Origin of the sequence: Microbacterium xanthum (assembly GCF_034531355.1) — a bacterium.
Taxonomy (GTDB): domain Bacteria; phylum Actinomycetota; class Actinomycetes; order Actinomycetales; family Microbacteriaceae; genus Microbacterium; species Microbacterium xanthum.
This window is the reverse complement of sequence record NZ_JAWHUE010000001.1, coordinates 273,581-289,145: the sequence shown is the minus strand read 5'-3', so window position 1 is coordinate 289,145 and position 15,565 is coordinate 273,581. Positions and strand designations below refer to the sequence as shown.

13 protein-coding genes are annotated in these 15,565 nt (G+C 71.0%); 8 read left to right on the top strand and 5 right to left on the bottom strand.

Annotation, left to right across the window (positions count from 1 at the left end; all coding sequences use genetic code 11):
• Window positions 1–21 precede the first annotated feature (21 nt).
• From adhP to RZO50_RS01425, 3 genes are all read right to left on the bottom strand, one after another.
• Window positions 22–1,086 (bottom strand): alcohol dehydrogenase AdhP, encoded by a 1,065-nt coding sequence (gene adhP, locus RZO50_RS01435; RefSeq protein WP_416211484.1) that lies wholly within the window; start codon window positions 1,084–1,086, stop codon window positions 22–24.
• 167 nt (window positions 1,087–1,253) lie between these two features.
• On the bottom strand, window positions 1,254–3,341 hold the full coding sequence (locus RZO50_RS01430) for a YhgE/Pip family protein (RefSeq protein ID WP_322597927.1): 2,088 nt from the start codon (window positions 3,339–3,341) through the stop codon (window positions 1,254–1,256).
• Window positions 3,338–6,109 carry an MMPL family transporter gene (locus tag RZO50_RS01425; protein ID WP_322597926.1) on the bottom strand — a complete coding sequence of 924 codons (2,772 nt, stop codon included), beginning with the start codon at window positions 6,107–6,109 and terminating at the stop codon, window positions 3,338–3,340. Before RZO50_RS01425 ends, RZO50_RS01430 begins: the two co-directional genes overlap by 4 nt.
• A gap of 129 nt (window positions 6,110–6,238) precedes the next feature.
• On the opposite strand from RZO50_RS01425, the gene RZO50_RS01420 reads away from it, so the two are divergent.
• On the top strand, window positions 6,239–6,871 hold the full coding sequence (locus RZO50_RS01420) for a TetR/AcrR family transcriptional regulator (protein WP_322597925.1): 633 nt from the start codon (window positions 6,239–6,241) through the stop codon (window positions 6,869–6,871).
• On the opposite strand, the gene RZO50_RS01415 is transcribed toward RZO50_RS01420, so the two are convergent.
• Entirely contained in the window at window positions 6,846–7,865 is a 1,020-nt protein-coding gene (locus RZO50_RS01415) for an o-succinylbenzoate synthase (protein ID WP_322597924.1), read from the bottom strand. The two genes, RZO50_RS01420 and RZO50_RS01415, sit on opposite strands and share 26 nt — an antisense overlap.
• 47 nt (window positions 7,866–7,912) lie before the next feature.
• Between RZO50_RS01415 and RZO50_RS01410 the strand changes: the two genes are divergently transcribed.
• The 4 genes from RZO50_RS01410 to RZO50_RS01395 are packed head-to-tail and all read left to right on the top strand — an operon-like array spanning window position 7,913 to window position 11,854.
• Complete coding sequence (locus RZO50_RS01410) at window positions 7,913–8,707, top strand: LLM class F420-dependent oxidoreductase (RefSeq protein WP_322597923.1); 795 nt, start codon at window positions 7,913–7,915, stop codon at window positions 8,705–8,707.
• A 54-nt stretch (window positions 8,708–8,761) separates the two neighbouring features.
• Window positions 8,762–9,661, top strand: coding sequence for a 1,4-dihydroxy-2-naphthoyl-CoA synthase (locus tag RZO50_RS01405; protein WP_322597922.1), 900 nt, complete (start codon window positions 8,762–8,764; stop codon window positions 9,659–9,661).
• 5 nt (window positions 9,662–9,666) lie between these two features.
• Complete coding sequence (locus RZO50_RS01400) at window positions 9,667–10,821, top strand: AMP-binding protein (RefSeq protein WP_322597921.1); 1,155 nt, start codon at window positions 9,667–9,669, stop codon at window positions 10,819–10,821.
• 52 nt (window positions 10,822–10,873) lie between these two features.
• Window positions 10,874–11,854, top strand: coding sequence for a 1,4-dihydroxy-2-naphthoate polyprenyltransferase (locus RZO50_RS01395; protein ID WP_322597920.1), 981 nt, complete (start codon window positions 10,874–10,876; stop codon window positions 11,852–11,854).
• 7 nt (window positions 11,855–11,861) lie between these two features.
• Here RZO50_RS01395 and RZO50_RS01390 read toward each other — a convergent pair whose 3' ends face one another.
• Window positions 11,862–12,212 carry a DUF4229 domain-containing protein gene (locus RZO50_RS01390; protein ID WP_322597919.1) on the bottom strand — a complete coding sequence of 117 codons (351 nt, stop codon included), beginning with the start codon at window positions 12,210–12,212 and terminating at the stop codon, window positions 11,862–11,864.
• A 122-nt stretch (window positions 12,213–12,334) separates the two neighbouring features.
• Between RZO50_RS01390 and RZO50_RS01385 the strand changes: the two genes are divergently transcribed.
• From RZO50_RS01385 to RZO50_RS01375, 3 genes are read left to right on the top strand one after another with little or no spacing between them, the layout of a single operon-like run.
• Window positions 12,335–12,829 (top strand): PLD nuclease N-terminal domain-containing protein, encoded by a 495-nt coding sequence (locus RZO50_RS01385; RefSeq protein WP_322597918.1) that lies wholly within the window; start codon window positions 12,335–12,337, stop codon window positions 12,827–12,829.
• Window position 12,830: 1 nt separating this feature from the next.
• Window positions 12,831–14,657, top strand: coding sequence for a 2-succinyl-5-enolpyruvyl-6-hydroxy-3-cyclohexene-1-carboxylic-acid synthase (gene menD, locus RZO50_RS01380; RefSeq protein ID WP_322598716.1), 1,827 nt, complete (start codon window positions 12,831–12,833; stop codon window positions 14,655–14,657).
• A 38-nt stretch (window positions 14,658–14,695) separates the two neighbouring features.
• Window positions 14,696–15,559 (top strand): polyphosphate kinase 2 family protein, encoded by an 864-nt coding sequence (locus RZO50_RS01375; RefSeq protein ID WP_322597917.1) that lies wholly within the window; start codon window positions 14,696–14,698, stop codon window positions 15,557–15,559.
• The last annotated feature ends 6 nt before the right edge of the window (window positions 15,560–15,565 follow it).

Below are 15,565 nucleotides of genomic sequence, written 5' to 3'. Positions count from 1 at the left end.
CGGGGGTTTCGTCGTGGGTGATCAGTACGTCATGACGATACGACCGTCGATCTGCCCGTGCTCCATACGCTCGAAGATGTCGTTGATGTCATCGAGCGATTCGGTGGCGACCGTCGGGTGGATCTCGCCCCGGGCGAAGAGATCGAGGGCTTCGACCATGTCCTGACGCGTGCCGACGATCGAGCCGCGGATCGTGATGCCCCGAAGGACGATGTCGAAGATGTCGGCGGGGAAATCCCCCGGCGGGAGTCCGACGAAGACGATCGTCGCGCCACGGCGAACGACCCCCAGCGCCTGCCCGAACGCCTTCGGGTGCACCGCGGTCACGAGCACGCCGTGCGCGCCACCCGTGGCCTCCTGGACCGCGGCGGCGACGTCCTCGGTCGACGCGTTCACCGTCACCTCGGCGCCGTGTCGGCGAGCGAGGTCGAGCTTGGCGTCATCGATGTCGACGGCCGCGACGCGCATCCCCATCGCGCGGGCATACTGCACCGCGATGTGACCGAGCCCGCCGATCCCGGAGACGACCACCCACTGGCCCGGCATCACCTCCGTCATCTTCAGGCCCTTGTAGACGGTCACTCCGGCGCACAGGATCGGCGCGACCTCCACGGGGTCCACGCCGTCGGGGATGCGGGCGGCGAATCGTTCATCGACGAGCATGTACTCGCCGAAGCTGCCGTCGACCGAGTAGCCGGCGTTCTTCTGCTGCTCGCACAGCGTCTCCCACCCGGTGCGGCAGTACTCGCACGCGCCGCAGGCGGCCCACAGCCAGGCATTGCCCACGCGGTCGCCGACGGCGAGCGACGTGACCCCGTCACCGAGTGCGACCACCGTGCCGTAGCCCTCGTGTCCGGGAATGAGATCGGGTTTGGGTGCGACCGGCCAGTCGCCCCGCGCGGCGTGCAGATCGGTGTGGCAGACGCCGCTGGTGATGAGCTTGACGAGCGCCTCGCCGGGCCCGGGAGTGGGGATGGGGCGGTCGGCCACGCTGAGCGGCTGATCGGGTGCCGTCACCACGGCGGCACGCATCGTTCCGGTGGGGACCTCGCCGATGACCGGGACGGTCGGGCTGAGGGTTGTCATGACGATTCCTTCCGATCGCGGCGGGTCCGATCCCGCCTCTTGATCGGGAGGCTACTCCCGCCCACGTTGCATCGTGTTGCGCGTGCCGCGCATTCGGTGGGCGCAGGATGTCGCTCTGCGCCCACGTGCCGACAATCGTTGACAGGTGAGCGCAGTGCTCGCCCACCCTAGGCGGGCGTCGGGGCGCCGACCGCGGTTGTGGAACGGCGTCGTGCCACGGCGACCACCGTGGCCAGCACCGAGAGGACGGCCCAGACCGACAGGCCGACCAGTGCCGCACCGACGCTGCCCTGGGAGGTCAACGCGGCGACCATGCCGTTGTAGGCCGGCGCGGTGGGCATGGCGCCCGCGAGAGAACCGAGCCAACCGGGTACCGTCGAGACGACCCCGGCCGCGACGGCGAGCACCGCCACGAGGGCCGCGATCCAGCGGCCGGCGCCGCCGAACACGGCCACGAGCGCCTGGTTCACCGCGGCGAAGGCCACACCCGCGGCGATGCACACGGCCGTGAAGACCGACCACTCGACGAAGGTGTACTCGGCGGCGATCTGCACGACGCCGGCGACGAGGACACCCTGGGCGGCGCCGATCGCGGCGGCCGGGGCGAGACCCCGCAGGGCGAGCACGGCGGACGGAGCGCGCGAGGTGAGGGCGCGGGCGGTCACCGCCTGCAGGGCCACGAACGTTCCGAGCCCCCCGATCCACAGAGCCAGTGCCGCGAGCAACGGGACCGCGGTGGCGCCGAAGAGGTCGGTCCCGATGCCGTCGGCTTCCACCGGGTCGGCGACGACGCTCGCCAGCGTCCTGGCCTCCTCGTCGGTGTAGGTGGGAATCTCGTCGGCGGCCGTGTGCAGGCCGGTGGCGAGTTCCCCCGCGCCGGCGGCGGTCTGCGCCGAGCCGGTGACGAGGTCGGCGCCGCCATCGGCGGCGGTCTGCGCGCCGGCGGCGAGCTGCTGCACCCCGTCGGCCACGTGAGCGGCTCCGGCGGCTGCATCCTGCGCACCGGCGCCGAGTGCCGCCGTGCCCGCGGCGACGTCGCGCACGCCCGTCGCCGCCTCGCCCGCGCCGCCCGCGATACCCCCGATGCCGGTGGCGATCTCGTCGGCTCCGGCGGCCGAGGCCTCCAGTGCGGCTGTCAGCTGCGGTCCGGCGTCCTGGAACTGTGCGAGCCCGGCGGCGATCTCGTCCGAGTCGTCGAGGATCTCGGTGACGGTCGGCAGTGCGGCGTTCGCCTCGTCGGACAGGACGATGATCTCCGTGCAGATCTCGCCGGTGTCGCCGGTCGCGCGGCATCGGTCGGCGAGGGCTGCCAGCGCCGAGGTGGATCCGGTGACGACCTGTTCGATCTCGCCGCTGTTGGCGGCGATCCGGTCGGCGGCATCGATGACGTTCTGCGGAATCGCGGGAATCAGGGCGGTGAGGTCGGCGAGGGAGGACAGACCGTCGGCGAGGTCGGCTGCGCCGACCGACAGCGCGGCGGCGCCCCCGGCAAGGTCGTCGATGCCCTCCGCGGCTTCGTACCCGCCCGCCGAGAGCGCGGCGGCGCCCGAGGCGATCTCGCCGATGCCCGGGGCGAGGGCCGAGGCGCCCGCGGCGAGGGTCTGCGCCCCGGACGCGAGTTCGCCGATGCCGTCGACGTACTGCGACGTCCCGTCGGCGAGCTGGTCGGCGCCGTCGGCGAGCTGGTCTGCGCCGTCGGCGGCATCGCCCAGCTGGTCACCCAGCGTGGTGAACCCGACGAAGACGTTCTCGAGGTAGACCTCCGACAGCTCCTGTCCCATGACCGACGCGGCGGCGGAGGTGATCTGCGTGGTGATGGCGTCGTCGACGACGAGGTTGTCCGGTGCGGTGGTGACCTCGATCACGGCCCGCTGGGGGTCGTCGCCGGCCGTGGAGGTCGCGGCGGCCGAGAAGTTCGACGGGATGGTGACGACCGCCGTGTACGTGCCGTCGGCCAGTCCCGACGCGGCGTCGTCGTCGTTCGTGATGGTCCAGTCGAGGTTGCTGGGCATGTCCTCGGATCCTTCGACGAGGCCTGCCGTGAGCTGGCGACCCAGCGGGACGAGCTGGTCGTCGATCGTCACCGGGTCGTCGTCGTTCACGATCGCCGCCGTGACGCCGTCCAGGCGTTCGGTCGGGTCGTAGAAAGCTGCGACGAGGATCGCGCCGATCACCACCGGCAGCAGGAGGGCCCCGATCACCGTCAGCCACGTCACGGGGCGTCGGGTGCGGGCGCGTTCGATCGGAAGGGTCATGCGGTCACCTCGGGTGCGGCGGTACGGGTCGAGCGGTCGTCCAGGGCGAGGGCCTGGATGTGCGGACGGTGCGCATCGGCGAGCACCGCGAGGGCAGGCCCTTCCGTGCGGGCCGTCGCCACCACGGTCAGGGGAGCGGAGGAGCTCTCGCGTGCGGCGTCGCGCAGGACGGCGGCGGCCTGATCGCGTCCCGCGCGGTCGAGGAGGTCGAGCCCGTCCACGACGATGAAGCGCGTACCGCGCACGGCGGACCGCAGGGCGGCGAGTGGTTCGTCCGCATCGCCGAGCAGTGCGAGGCCCACGTGCGCGCGCACCCAGGCGGCGCGTTCGGGCAGCAGGTGCCCTGCGACGCGAAGCCTGCCTCCGGTCGGGGACAGCCGGCCGGAGACGGTGAGCGCGAACGCGCGGGAGGCCGTCGCGTCCGCGGTCACCAGGAGGGTGTCGCCGGCGTCGATCCGGAAGGCGGCGCCGGCGAACAGCGCGCCCGAGTCGGTGCGCTGTTCGAGGTCCTCGGCGACCGCGGCCGCGGTCGTCTCCGGCTCGGGCCAGGAGGCCAGCGCCCGTTCGCGCTCGACGGCCTCGCCCTCGATGTCGAAGTGGGGGAGCGAGCGGTCGAGCCAGCGAGGGATCCACCACGCCTTCTCGCCGAGCAGCGCCATCACCGCCGGGACGAGCGTCATCCGCACCAGGAAGGCGTCGACGGCGATGCCGACGGCGAGGCCGAGTGCGATCGGCTTGATCGAGGAGTCGCCCTCGGGGACGAAGGCGGCGAAGACGGCGAACATGATGATCGCGGCGGCGGTGACCACGCGGGCAGACGACACAAAGCCGGTCCGCACCGCGCCGACGGCGGTATGGCGGTCGGCACGCCCCCGGCGCGCTCGACGCGCGTGCACGTAGTCCTCGCGCATGCGCGAGACCAGGAAGACCTGGTAATCCATCGCCAGGCCGAACAGGACCCCCATGAGGATGATCGGCATGAAGCTGATCACCGGGCCGACCCGGGTGACGTGGAGGGCATCGGCGAACCAGCCCCACTCGAACACCGCAGCCACCACGCCGAAGGACGCCGCGACCGACAGGAGGTAGCCCGCGGCCGCCTTCAGCGGAACCCAGATCGAGCGGAACACGATCGTCAGGAGGATCAAGGACAGTCCGACCACGAAGATCCCGAACGGGATCAACGCGGCCCCGAGCCGGTCTGAGATGTCGATGCCCACGGCGGTGAAGCCGGTGACTTTGAGGTCGACGCCGTATTCCTCGAGCCACTCGTCGTGGTGCGAGCGCAGCTCGCGAACGAGGTCGGCGGTCTCCGGGTCGTCGGGCGCGGTGGTCGGGATGACCTGAATGAGTCCGGTATCGGCGGTCTCGTTGGGCGTTGCCAGCGCGATCTCCTTCACCCCCGGGACCTCGGCGATCTCGTCCGCGAGATCTTCCATGAGTCCGACCGGGTCGGTCGAGGTGACGATGGTGCCGGTGAGGATGAGGGGGCCGTTCTCGCCCGGCCCGAAGTACTCGGCGGTGAGGTCGTAGGTCTGACGTGCCTCGCTCGATGTCGGCTGGGTGCCCGCGTTGGGGAGTGCCAGCGTCAGGCTCGCGGCCGGAACCGCCATGATGCCCAGGGCCGCGACGACCGCGACGGTCGTCACGATCGGGTGGTCGGTCACGAGGCGCACCCACCGTTCGGCGAACTCGCGGTGCCGGGTGCGACCCGCGCGACGGACGCGCCGGGGACGGCGTCGCCAGCCGACCACCCGTCCCTTCGCGAAACCGAGGAGCGCCGGGGTGAGTGTCAGGGCCACGAGGACGGCGATGGCGACGGCGACGGATGCGGCCACCCCCATCGTGGTCAGGAACGGGATGTTCGCGAAGGACAACCCGATGAGGGCGATGAGGACCGTCACGCCGGCGAACACGACCGCCGACCCGGCGGTGCCGGTTGCGCGGGCGGCGGACTCCTCGACGGCCATTCCCTCGCGGACCTGGTCCTGATGGCGCGCGACGATGAACAGCGAGTAGTCGATGCCGACCGCGAGGCCGAGCATGACCGCCAGCATGGGTGTCGTCGACGAGACGGTGGCGAAGGCGGTCGCGACGTAGATGAGGGCGACCGACAGTGCCACCCCGATGAGGGCGCTCACGAGGGGGAACCAGGCGACCGCGACCGATCGGAAGGTGACGATCAGCACGAACAGGGCGATGAGCACACCGACCGCCTCGACGATGGAAAGCGCCGGGATCGCCGCGGAGAACAGGTCGCCGCCGAGCACCACGTCGGCTTCGTCGGGCAGGGAGCTGTCCAGGTCCTCGGCGACGCCCTGGAGCGCGGCGGTCGTTCCGCTCGGCAGGGTGCTCGGCTGGCCGTCGAGCTGGACGCGGATGATCGCGGCGCGCCCGTCGTCCGAGACCAGCCCGGAGACGTTCTCGTCGAAGGGGTCGGTGACGGCGAGGACCCCGTCGAGCGCCTCGAAGTCGTCGATCGCGGCCGTGACGGCATCCGCGTACAGCGGATCGGTGATGCGGGCCTCGTCCGATCCGGTTCCCACGAAGACCTGCGCGCTGGTGCCGCTGGCTTGGGGGAAGGTGCGGTCCAGCTGTTCGAGTCCCTCCTCGGCCTCGGTGCCCGGAATGGAGAAGGAGTTGTCGGTCCCCTTCATGAAGGTCAGCGCGCTCGCGCCGGCGATGACCAGGAGCAGCAGCCAGGCGACCAGCACCCGCCACGGGTGGCGATACGACCAGCGACCGAGGCTGAACAGCAGAGTGGACACGCGTCCTCCAGAAGGGGCGGTCGGAGATCAGGATACATTTCTGTATCGAAGTGACGTCCACATCGTAATGAAGTTCTCACGGAACTCCCTGGACACCCCGTGTGAGAATCAGCCGGGGGAGGAAACCGCATGAGTGACACCGTGGCGATCTCGCGTCGGCGGGAGACCACGCGCCGCAGACTGCTCGATGCGGCCGCGGAAGTGTTCGCCGAAGTCGGGATGGATGCGGCGTCGGTCGAGACCATCTGCGATGCCGCCGGCTTCACCCGAGGTGCGTTCTATTCGAACTTCGCCTCGAAGGAAGAGCTCTTCTTCGCGCTCGTCAGACTCGTCGCCGACGCGCGGGTGGGCGGTGTGCGGGAGAAGGTCGCCGCACTCGAGGCCGAGGGGCCGTTGGAGGTGACCTCGCGCAATGCCGTCGAGGTCGTGCGCCATGTCCTCGACATCGAGCCCGACGACCGCTTCGGGGTCTTGCTGTCCAACGAGATCCGCATCCACGCGTTGCGTGACCCCGACCTCGCCCAGGCCTACCTCGAACAGGAGAGCGCCATCTGCGCGAGCGTCGCGCGCCTGCTGGACGACGTGGCAGGGCATAACGGCATGAGCTTCCACCTGCCCTCGCGCGATGTGGCGCGCATCCTCGTCACGGCCTGGGATTCCGCGGCCGTGAGGGGAGTGATGGCGGGACTGGGTCAGAGCGAGCTGGCCCGCCACATCGGTGACGAATTGGGATCGATCACCGCGGCGCTGCTGGTCGACTGACCCGGGCCGCCAGCACGGCGTGGCAGCGACGCAGCCGATCGCGCCACCAGGTGCTCCGCTCGTGGTCGGCCGCGTGCTCGACCAGCAGCTCCCGGTCGGGGGTGACCCGTCGCACGGGTACCTCGCCGGAGCCCGCGACGAGCGGATCCGCGGTCACATCGACCGCGAGCAGGGAGGCCGTGCCGAGACCGCAGTCGTAGGACAGCTCCGGAAGAGCCGCCGCCAGCGCCACCCCCATCCCGAGCCCCACGGACGTATCGAGCGCGCTGGAGACGACCGCGGGGACACCCGCCTTCGCGACGACCCGCAGCGCGCGCCGGACCCCGCCGAGGGGTTGGACCTTCACGACGACGAGGTCTGCGGCCCCGGCGGTCACGACCGCGACCGGGTCCTCGGCCTTGCGGACGCTCTCGTCGGCGGCGATCGGGATCCCGAGGTAGCGGATGCGTCGACGCAACTCGATCAGCTCGTCGATGCTTCCGCAGGGCTGCTCGAGGTATTCCAGGTCGAACTCCGCCAGGGCGTGCACGGCGTGCTCGGCCTCGTCGAGGTTCCATGCGCCGTTGGCGTCCAGGCGGATCCGCCCCTCGGCGCCCATCGCCTCGCGCACCGCGCGGACGCGCGCGACATCGTCGGCCAGCAGCTGACCGCGCTCGGCGACCTTCACCTTCGCGGTGCGGCATCCGTCGAAGCGTGCCAGGACCTCGCCGACCCGGTCGGCCGGAACGGCCGGCACCGTGGCGTTCACCGGGATGGCCGTACGACGGGCGGAGGGCTGCGGCCGCCACGCGAAGTCGATCGCCGCGTCGAGCCAGGCCGCCGCCTCGGTGTCGTCGTACTCGACGAAGGGCGAGAACTCCGCCCATCCGTGCGGGCCCTCGAACAGCAGCGCCTCCCGGGTCTCGACGCCGCGAAACCGCGTGTTCAGAGGCAACGACACCACGCGGGTCGTCGCCAAGAGGTCCTCGAGGGGCGGCAGGATCTCATTCGACATGACCTCATCCTGCCCCGCGCGGCGCGCAGCAGCCATAGGCTGACGTCATGCTCCTCGACACTCCGGTGCGCCTCGGCGTGCAGCTGCGGCCGCAGCACGTGCAGTACTCCGATCTCCGCGACGCCGTTCTCCGTCTGGAGGAGATGGGGGTGGACGTCCTGTTCAACTGGGACCACTTCTTCCCGTTGTTCGGCGATCCCGACGGACTGCACTTCGAGTCGTGGACGATGCTCGGCGCATGGGCGGAGCAGACCGAGCGCGTGGAGTTCGGCGCGCTGGTCAACTGCAACAGCTACCGCAACGCCGACCTGCAGGCCGACATGGCCCGCACGCTCGATCACATCAGCGCAAAGGGGGGCACGGGGCGGTTCATCTTCGGGACCGGATCGGGGTGGTTCGAGCGCGACTACGACGAGTACGGCTACGAGTTCGGCACTGCGGGGACCCGTCTGACCGACCTGGAGGGGGGCTTGGAGCGCATCGCCGCCCGGTGGAAGCAGCTCAACCCGCAGCCCACCCGCCGCATCCCGATCATGATCGGCGGCAAGGGCGAGCAGAAGACGCTGCGCTACGTCGCGCGCCACGCCGACATCTGGCACAGCTTCGTCACCCCCGACGAGCTCGCCCACAAGCTGTCGGTGATCGACCGTTGGGCCGAGAAGGAGGGTCGGGACACGGCCGACCTCGTGGTCTCCAACGAGTTGGCCAACCGTGACGAGCACGTGGCCGACGCCCTGTACGCCGCCGGAACGCGGCTGTTCACCCTGGGTCTGGACGGTCCGGAATGGGACGACGACGTCGTGCGCCGCTGGCTGGATTGGCGAGACGCCAAGAACGCCTGACGCGAGCTGCTGCGGCCGCCCCGCGGACGGGCGGCCACGTCCTACGCTGGAGTCATGGTCTCCGAGCTGTTCGACGCCGCGGAGTGGGTGCCGGCACCCGGCTCCGAGGCGTACACCGACATCACCGCGCATCTGTCGAGGGACGGCCGCATCGCGCGGGTCGCCTTCGACCGCCCCGAGGTGCGCAACGCCTTCCGGCCGCACACCGTCGACGAGCTGTACCGCGCCCTCGACGACGTCCGTCAGAACCCGGCGGTGGGGGTCGTCCTGCTCACCGGCAACGGTCCGAGCCCGAAGGACGGCGGCTGGGCGTTCTGCTCCGGCGGAGACCAGCGGATCCGCGGTCGCGACGGGTACACATACGCATCGGACGACGCCACCGCGCCCGACCCGGCGCGCGCCGGACGGCTGCACATCCTCGAGGTGCAGCGTCTCATCCGTTTCATGCCGAAGGTCGTCGTCGCGGTGGTGCCGGGGTGGGCCGCGGGCGGCGGGCACTCCCTGCACGTGGTGTGCGATATGACCGTCGCCAGTGCCGAACACGGCCGCTTCAAGCAGACGGACGCCGATGTCGGCTCTTTCGACGCCGGCTACGGATCGGCCTACTTCGCCCGCCAGATCGGGCAGAAGTTCGCCCGTGAGGTGTTCTTCCTGGCCGAGGAGTACTCGGCGCAGCGCGCCTACGAGATGGGTGCGGTCAACCGCGTCGTGCCCCACGCCGACCTCGAGCGCGAGGCGGTGGCGATGGCCCGCTCCATTCTGACGAAGTCGCCGACCGCGATCCGCATGCTCAAGTTCGCCTTCAACGCCGTCGATGACGGGATGGTCGGCCAGCAGGTGTTCGCCGGTGAGGCGACACGGCTGGCATACGGCACCGACGAGGCCGTCGAGGGTCGCGACGCCTTCCTCGACAAGCGCGCTCCCGACTGGTCGCCCTACCCCTGGCACTACTGACGGCGATGCGACTGCACGCACTCACCGGCGACGACCCGCGCGATGTGTTGCGGGCCCTCCGTGGTGCGCTGCACGGCGCCGGGCCCGCACTCGGGCTCGGGCTGGTCGGCGAGCCGCCGTCCGAGGTGCCGGCCGGCACGGCGGTGGTGATGACGACGTCCGGCTCCACGGGCGTTCCCAAGAGCGTCGTGCTCTCGCGGGATGCCCTCATCTCCAGTGCGATGGCCACCGCCGACCGCATCGGCTCGGGCGCGTGGCTGCTCGCCCTGCCGGCCGCCTACGTCGCCGGTCTCCAGGTTCTCGTGCGAGCCTTGGTCGCCGACCGGGAACCGGCGGTCCTCTCCGGCCGGTTCACCCCGGAGGCGTTCGCCTCGGCAGCGCTGACGATGACCTCGAGCTCAGGGGGGCGGCCGGTCCCCACATACACCTCCCTCGTGCCCGCGCAACTGAATCGTCTTCTCGATGCGGCCGAGACCGACCCCGCCGTGGGGAAGGCGCTCCGGTCCTTCGAACGGATCCTCGTCGGTGGGCAAGCCCTGCCCACGGCGGCTCTCGAGCGCGCCGAGGCCGCCGGAGTCCGCCTCGTGCGCACCTACGGTGCGACCGAGACCAGTGGCGGGTGCGTCTACGACGGTGAAGCGCTTCGCGGCGTCAGCGTGCGCGTCTTCGCCGGAGAGGTGCAGATCGCCGGCCCCACCCTGGCGGAGGGATACCTCGGTGAGCCGGACCGTACCGCGGCCGTCTTCGCCGTCGACCGCGACGGAACCCGCTGGTACCGGACCGGCGACGCAGGGTTGATCGACGATGGCCTCCTGCGCATCCACGGCCGCATCGACAACGTGATCGTCTCGGGCGGCATCAACATCTCGCTCGATCGCGTCGAGAAGGCCGTGCGCTCGGTTCCGGGCCTCGCCTCCGCGGTCGTGGTCGGAGTCGATGACGCACGCTGGGGTGAGGTGCCCGTCGTGGTGGCCTCGCGGGGGGAGGCGCTGCGCCGCAGCGAATCCGTGCAGTTCGAGGAAGCCCGGGGCGTGGTCGCAGACCGCATCGGCGCGCACGCGCGCCCCGCACGGCTGGTCCTGGTCGACGAGGTGCCGTTGCTCCCCTCGGGCAAGCCCGACCGCGAGGCGATCCGCGCGGCGGTGGCGAGCCTGCACTGACGGTCCGCCGCGTCAGCCGGCACATCGGCGGTGCGGCCTAGGATGACTCCTCGTGGCAGGAACCTCGAAGAAGAAGCGCAAGAGCTCGACGTCCGCGGCGAAGCGACCGCGCGGGAACCCGGCGAGACAGGCCGTGTCCGGCTCTCCGCGCGCGCTCGCTCCGGTGACGTGGCGCGACTGGGTGGGGGCGGCGCGGCTTCGCACCCTGCCGCTGGCGGTCTCGCCCGTCCTCATCGGCACCGGGGCGGCGCTGGTGGTCACCGACGAGTTCCACTGGGTGATCGCGCTGGCGTGCCTCAGCGTGGCCGTCTTCCTGCAGATCGGCGTGAACTTCGCCAACGACTACAGCGACGGCATCCGCGGCACCGATGATCATCGGGTGGGCCCGGCGAGGCTCACCGCGTCGCGCCGCGTGCCGGCGCGACGGGTGCTCGGCGTGGCCCTCGCTTTCTTCGCGCTCGCCGCCGTCGCGGGCCTGGCGATCGTCATCCGCACCGAGCAGTGGTGGATGCTGGCGGTCGGCGCCGTGGCCATCGCCGCGGCGTGGTTCTACACGGGAGGAAAGCGCCCGTACGGCTACGCGGGCCTGGGCGAGCTGTTCGTGTTCGTGTTCTTCGGTCTGGTCGCGACCCTGGGCACGACGTGGGTGCAGGCGTTCTCGCTTCCGCAGGAGGCGTGGTTCGGTGCGGTCGCAGCCGGGTTGCTGGCGTGCGCCGTGCTGCTGGCGAACAATCTCCGTGACATCGATCAGGATCGCGTGGCCGGCAAGCGCACGCTCACGGTGCGCATCGGTCGGCGGTGGACCCAGGTGCTGTTCACGGTCTTCGTGCTCGTTCCCTTCGCGATCGCGGCCTTCTTGGCCCTGTTCTACCCGATCGCGTGGCTCACGCTGATGGCCCTCCTGGCGGGGATCCCCGCGATCATCATCGTGTGGAGCTACCGCGAGGCACGCGAACTCGTGATCGCCCTCGCATTGACCTCCTTGACCTCGGTGGCCTACGGGGCGCTGCTGTTCTGGGCCTTCGTGGGCTGACCGGCGCTCATCGGCCGGCGTCGTCCGCGCGGTCGGCGTCGGCGTCCGCGCCCGCGGAGTCCGAGCTGTCGTCGACTTTCCGGATCCCGTCGCCGTACACGGTGTCGGCGGCGGCGTCCTCGGCGGCGTCATCGTCGCGACGCTCACGCTCGCGGCGGCGTTCGGCCAGACCGGTCGTCACATCGTTCAGCGGGCGGCGCAGGAAGAGGATCGACAGGCTCAGTCCGATGAGGGCGGCGAACACCGCGGCGAGCCAGTAGAGATCCTGGAAGACCGGGAAGAGCATCAGGATGCCGAACGGCACGAGGAACGCCAGCAGTCGCAGCACCGTGTAGACGAGGGCGGAACGGGCTTTCACACCTCCATCGTAGGCGTGGGTCCTGAGCGGCTCCCGCGCCGCCGGATCGCCGGTGGGCCGCTCACATGTCTCTGTCAGGTCACGGCGAACCCGGTCCCGTCCCGTCCGCCTAGGATGGAGGCGTGACAAGGGTGCTGTTGATCGTGGCCCTGATCGCCGTGGCGTTCTGGGTCTTCACGATCGTCGACTGCGCCATTCAACCCACGACGCGGCACCGTGGCGTGAGCAAGCCCCTGTGGCTGGTCATCGTGATCCTCATTCCGGTGCTGGGCGGTGTGCTCTGGCTTCTCGTCGGCCGCCGACCGCGTCCGACCCCGGTTGCGCCACTCGCGCCCGACGACGACCCGCAGTTCACCGGCTCGTTCGGGTCGATCCGCGATCAGGACGAGCGCATCCGCCGCCTCGAGGAGGAATTGGCGATGCTCGACGCCGAGTCCGACTGGGACCCGCCGCGGCCACCGTCCACCGAGATCGACGCGCGTGCCGCGACCGATGCCGGCTCTGAAGAGCTCTCTGCATCGGAGGACACCGGCTCCGATGCATCGACGCCCGGTGAGCAGACCTCGGGGTCGCATCCCGACGACGACGAGCGCGGTCACCGCGGCGCCGTCGGTTGAGATGACCGGCCCGAGCGACGCACCGGTCGCCCCGCACGTCGAGGGCGCCCCGGCGACCGATGCCGCCGCAGCGTTGCTGGGCGCCTTGGTCGGCTGTGGCGTTCAGCATGTGGTGGTCAGCCCCGGTTCGCGCTCGCAGGCGCCCGCCCTCGTGGCAACCGAGCTGGAGCGTCTCGGGCACGTGCAGCTCCACGTGCGGATCGACGAGCGGGTCGCGGGCTTCACCGCGCTCGGCATCGCCCGCGAGACCGGCATGCCGGCGATCGTGGTCTGCACCTCGGGCACCGCCGTCGCACAGCTTCTGCCCGCAGCCCTCGAGGCCCATCACGCGGGTATCCCGCTGCTTCTGCTCACCGCCGACCGGCCGCCGGAACTGCGGGGCGTCGGCGCGAACCAGACCACGCGCCAGCCCGGCCTGTTCTCCTCCGCCACCCGGTATGACGCCGATCTCGCGGTGCCGGAGTGCACCGACCCGACCGGCACGTCCGACCAGACGGCGATGCTCCGCGCCGTGGCCGCCGACGCGTTCGACGCGGCGGTGGGCCGCGGGCAGTGGTCTCCCGGTCCGGTGCATCTGAACCTCCCGTACCGCGAACCGCTGAGCGGTCCGATCCCGTCATGGCTCGACGACGCCGTCGCCGCGGCCGGGGCGGTCGCACGTGGTGAGCAGGCGGGTACGCCCGTCTCGGGCGCGCTCTACCAGGGGGGTGGCGGGATCGGCGTTCCCGATGTCGCCGCGCCCGACACCGCCCTCCCCACGGCGCTCGACCACGGCCCGCGCACCGTCGTCGTCGCCGGGGCGGACGCAGGGCCCGGCGCCGAAGCGCTCGCGCACGAGGGACGTTGGCCGCTCATCGCCGAGATCGTGAGCGGATCCCGATACGGCCGCCACGTCGTCCACGGCTATCGGCAGCTGCTGCGTGATCCGCAGCTCGGCGGGCGAATCGAGAGGGTGGTCGTCTTCGGGCATCCCACGCTCAGTCGTGAGATCACAGCCCTGCTGTCGGACCCGGACGTCGAGGTCATCGCGCTGCGGGGGCCCGGCGAACCCCTCGGCCTGAACGGGGCGACACGTTCGGTCGAGGCCGTCGCCGTCGCCGTCGACGGGGAGGATGCCGACATCGCCGCGCGGGAGCGCGCGTGGCTCGGTGCGTGGATGCGCGCCTCGCGCGCCGCCGCCGTGGACTTGTCCGCTCCCGCGCCCGACGCGGACGGGCTGGCCTCCGAAGTGCCCCGCGAACGACTCGAGGCGGTTTCCGCAGAACTGGGAGCGATGCGCGCTCCCGTCGATCGCGAGATTCTTGTCGACGCGGTCTGGCGTGCGACGTGGCCGCACGACCGGCTGTTCTTCGGATCCTCTCGCCTGGTGCGCGTGGCCGACGCGGTTCTGGGCGGCAAGAAGGTGCCCGTCCACGCCAACCGCGGTCTCGCCGGGATCGACGGGACCGTCGCCACCGCCACGGGGGTCGCCCTGGCCAGTCAGGGCGCCGGAGCGCACGGCGTCACGCGGGTGCTGCTGGGCGACCTCGCCCTGCTCCACGATGCCGGCGCGCTGGCCGCTGCGCCCGGCGAACCGGAGCCGCGCATCCAGGTGATCGTGGGAAACGACGGCGGGGGAACCATCTTCGACGGTCTCGAGGTGGCACGCACCGCCGATCCGCACGCCGTCGACCGCGTTCTCTACACCGCGCAGCGGGTCGATCTGGCGCACCTCGCGGCGGCGTACGGGTGGGAGTACACGCGGGTGACCACCCGCTCCGCCCTCGACCAGGCGCTCACCGCCACCGGGGCCGCGCGCCACCTCATCGAGGTGCCACTGCCGCGCTGACGGGTGACGGCGCGGCCGGCATCGGTCATGATGTGGGGATGACCGCGAAGAGCCAGAAGCACTGGGACGGCGACGTCAGCGACCTCCTCCGGGTCGAAGAGGGGTTCCGTCTCGCCGCCGTGGACCCGTCATCGACCCCGGGCTACCGCAAGGGCAAGAAAGCGGGCGCCGAGGACCTCGCCTCGGGCGTCGATGAGCTCAGCGACCTGCAGGAGCGGCTGTTCGCCCGCAGCCGTGTGGACCGCACGGATGCGTCGGTGCTGCTCGTGCTGCAAGCGATGGACTCCGCCGGCAAGGGGGGCATCGTGCGGCACGTCGTCGGAGCCGTCGATCCGCAGGGCGTCTCGCTGACGGCGTTCAAGAAACCCACCGCCGAGGAGCTGGATCACGACTTCCTGTGGCGCATCGAGAAACGCCTGCCCGAACCCGGACTCATCGGTGTGTTCGACCGTTCCCACTACGAGGACGTGCTGATCGGAAGAGTGCGCGAGCTCGCCCCCGCCGCCGAGATCGAACGCCGCTACGCGGCGATCAACGACTTCGAGCGGCGCATCGTCGACGGTGGCACACGCGTCGTCAAAGTCATGCTCCACATTTCGGCCGACGAGCAGAAGCAGCGCCTGATGGAGCGACTGGACCGACCCGACAAGCACTGGAAGTTCAACCCCGGCGACGTCGACGAGCGCATGCTGTGGTCGGACTATCAGGCGGCGTATCAGACCGTCTTCGAGCGGACATCGACCGACCACGCCCCGTGGTACGTGGTGCCGGCAGACCGCAAGTGGTACGCGCGGCTCGCCGTTCAGCACCTCCTGCTGGTGGCGCTGGAGGACATCGATCCGCAGTGGCCGAAGGCGACGTTCGACGTGGATGAGCAGCGCGCGAGGCTCGCCGCGACCTGATCCGGC

Bases quoted from the DNA above. Each gene is read 5' to 3' on its own strand.
- RZO50_RS01415 (WP_322597924.1), bottom strand. From the start codon at position 7,865: ATGTCGAATGAGATCCTGCCGCCCCTCGAGGACCTCTTGGCGACGACC.
- RZO50_RS01405 (WP_322597922.1), top strand. From the start codon at position 8,762: ATGGTCTCCGAGCTGTTCGACGCCGCGGAGTGGGTGCCGGCACCCGGC.
- menD (WP_322598716.1), top strand. From the start codon at position 12,831: ATGACCGGCCCGAGCGACGCACCGGTCGCCCCGCACGTCGAGGGCGCC.
- RZO50_RS01420 (WP_322597925.1), top strand. From the start codon at position 6,239: ATGAGTGACACCGTGGCGATCTCGCGTCGGCGGGAGACCACGCGCCGC.
- RZO50_RS01400 (WP_322597921.1), top strand. From the start codon at position 9,667: ATGCGACTGCACGCACTCACCGGCGACGACCCGCGCGATGTGTTGCGG.
- adhP (WP_416211484.1), bottom strand. From the start codon at position 1,086: ATGACAACCCTCAGCCCGACCGTCCCGGTCATCGGCGAGGTCCCCACC.
- RZO50_RS01430 (WP_322597927.1), bottom strand. From the start codon at position 3,341: ATGACCCTTCCGATCGAACGCGCCCGCACCCGACGCCCCGTGACGTGG.
- RZO50_RS01375 (WP_322597917.1), top strand. From the start codon at position 14,696: ATGACCGCGAAGAGCCAGAAGCACTGGGACGGCGACGTCAGCGACCTC.
- RZO50_RS01410 (WP_322597923.1), top strand. From the start codon at position 7,913: ATGCTCCTCGACACTCCGGTGCGCCTCGGCGTGCAGCTGCGGCCGCAG.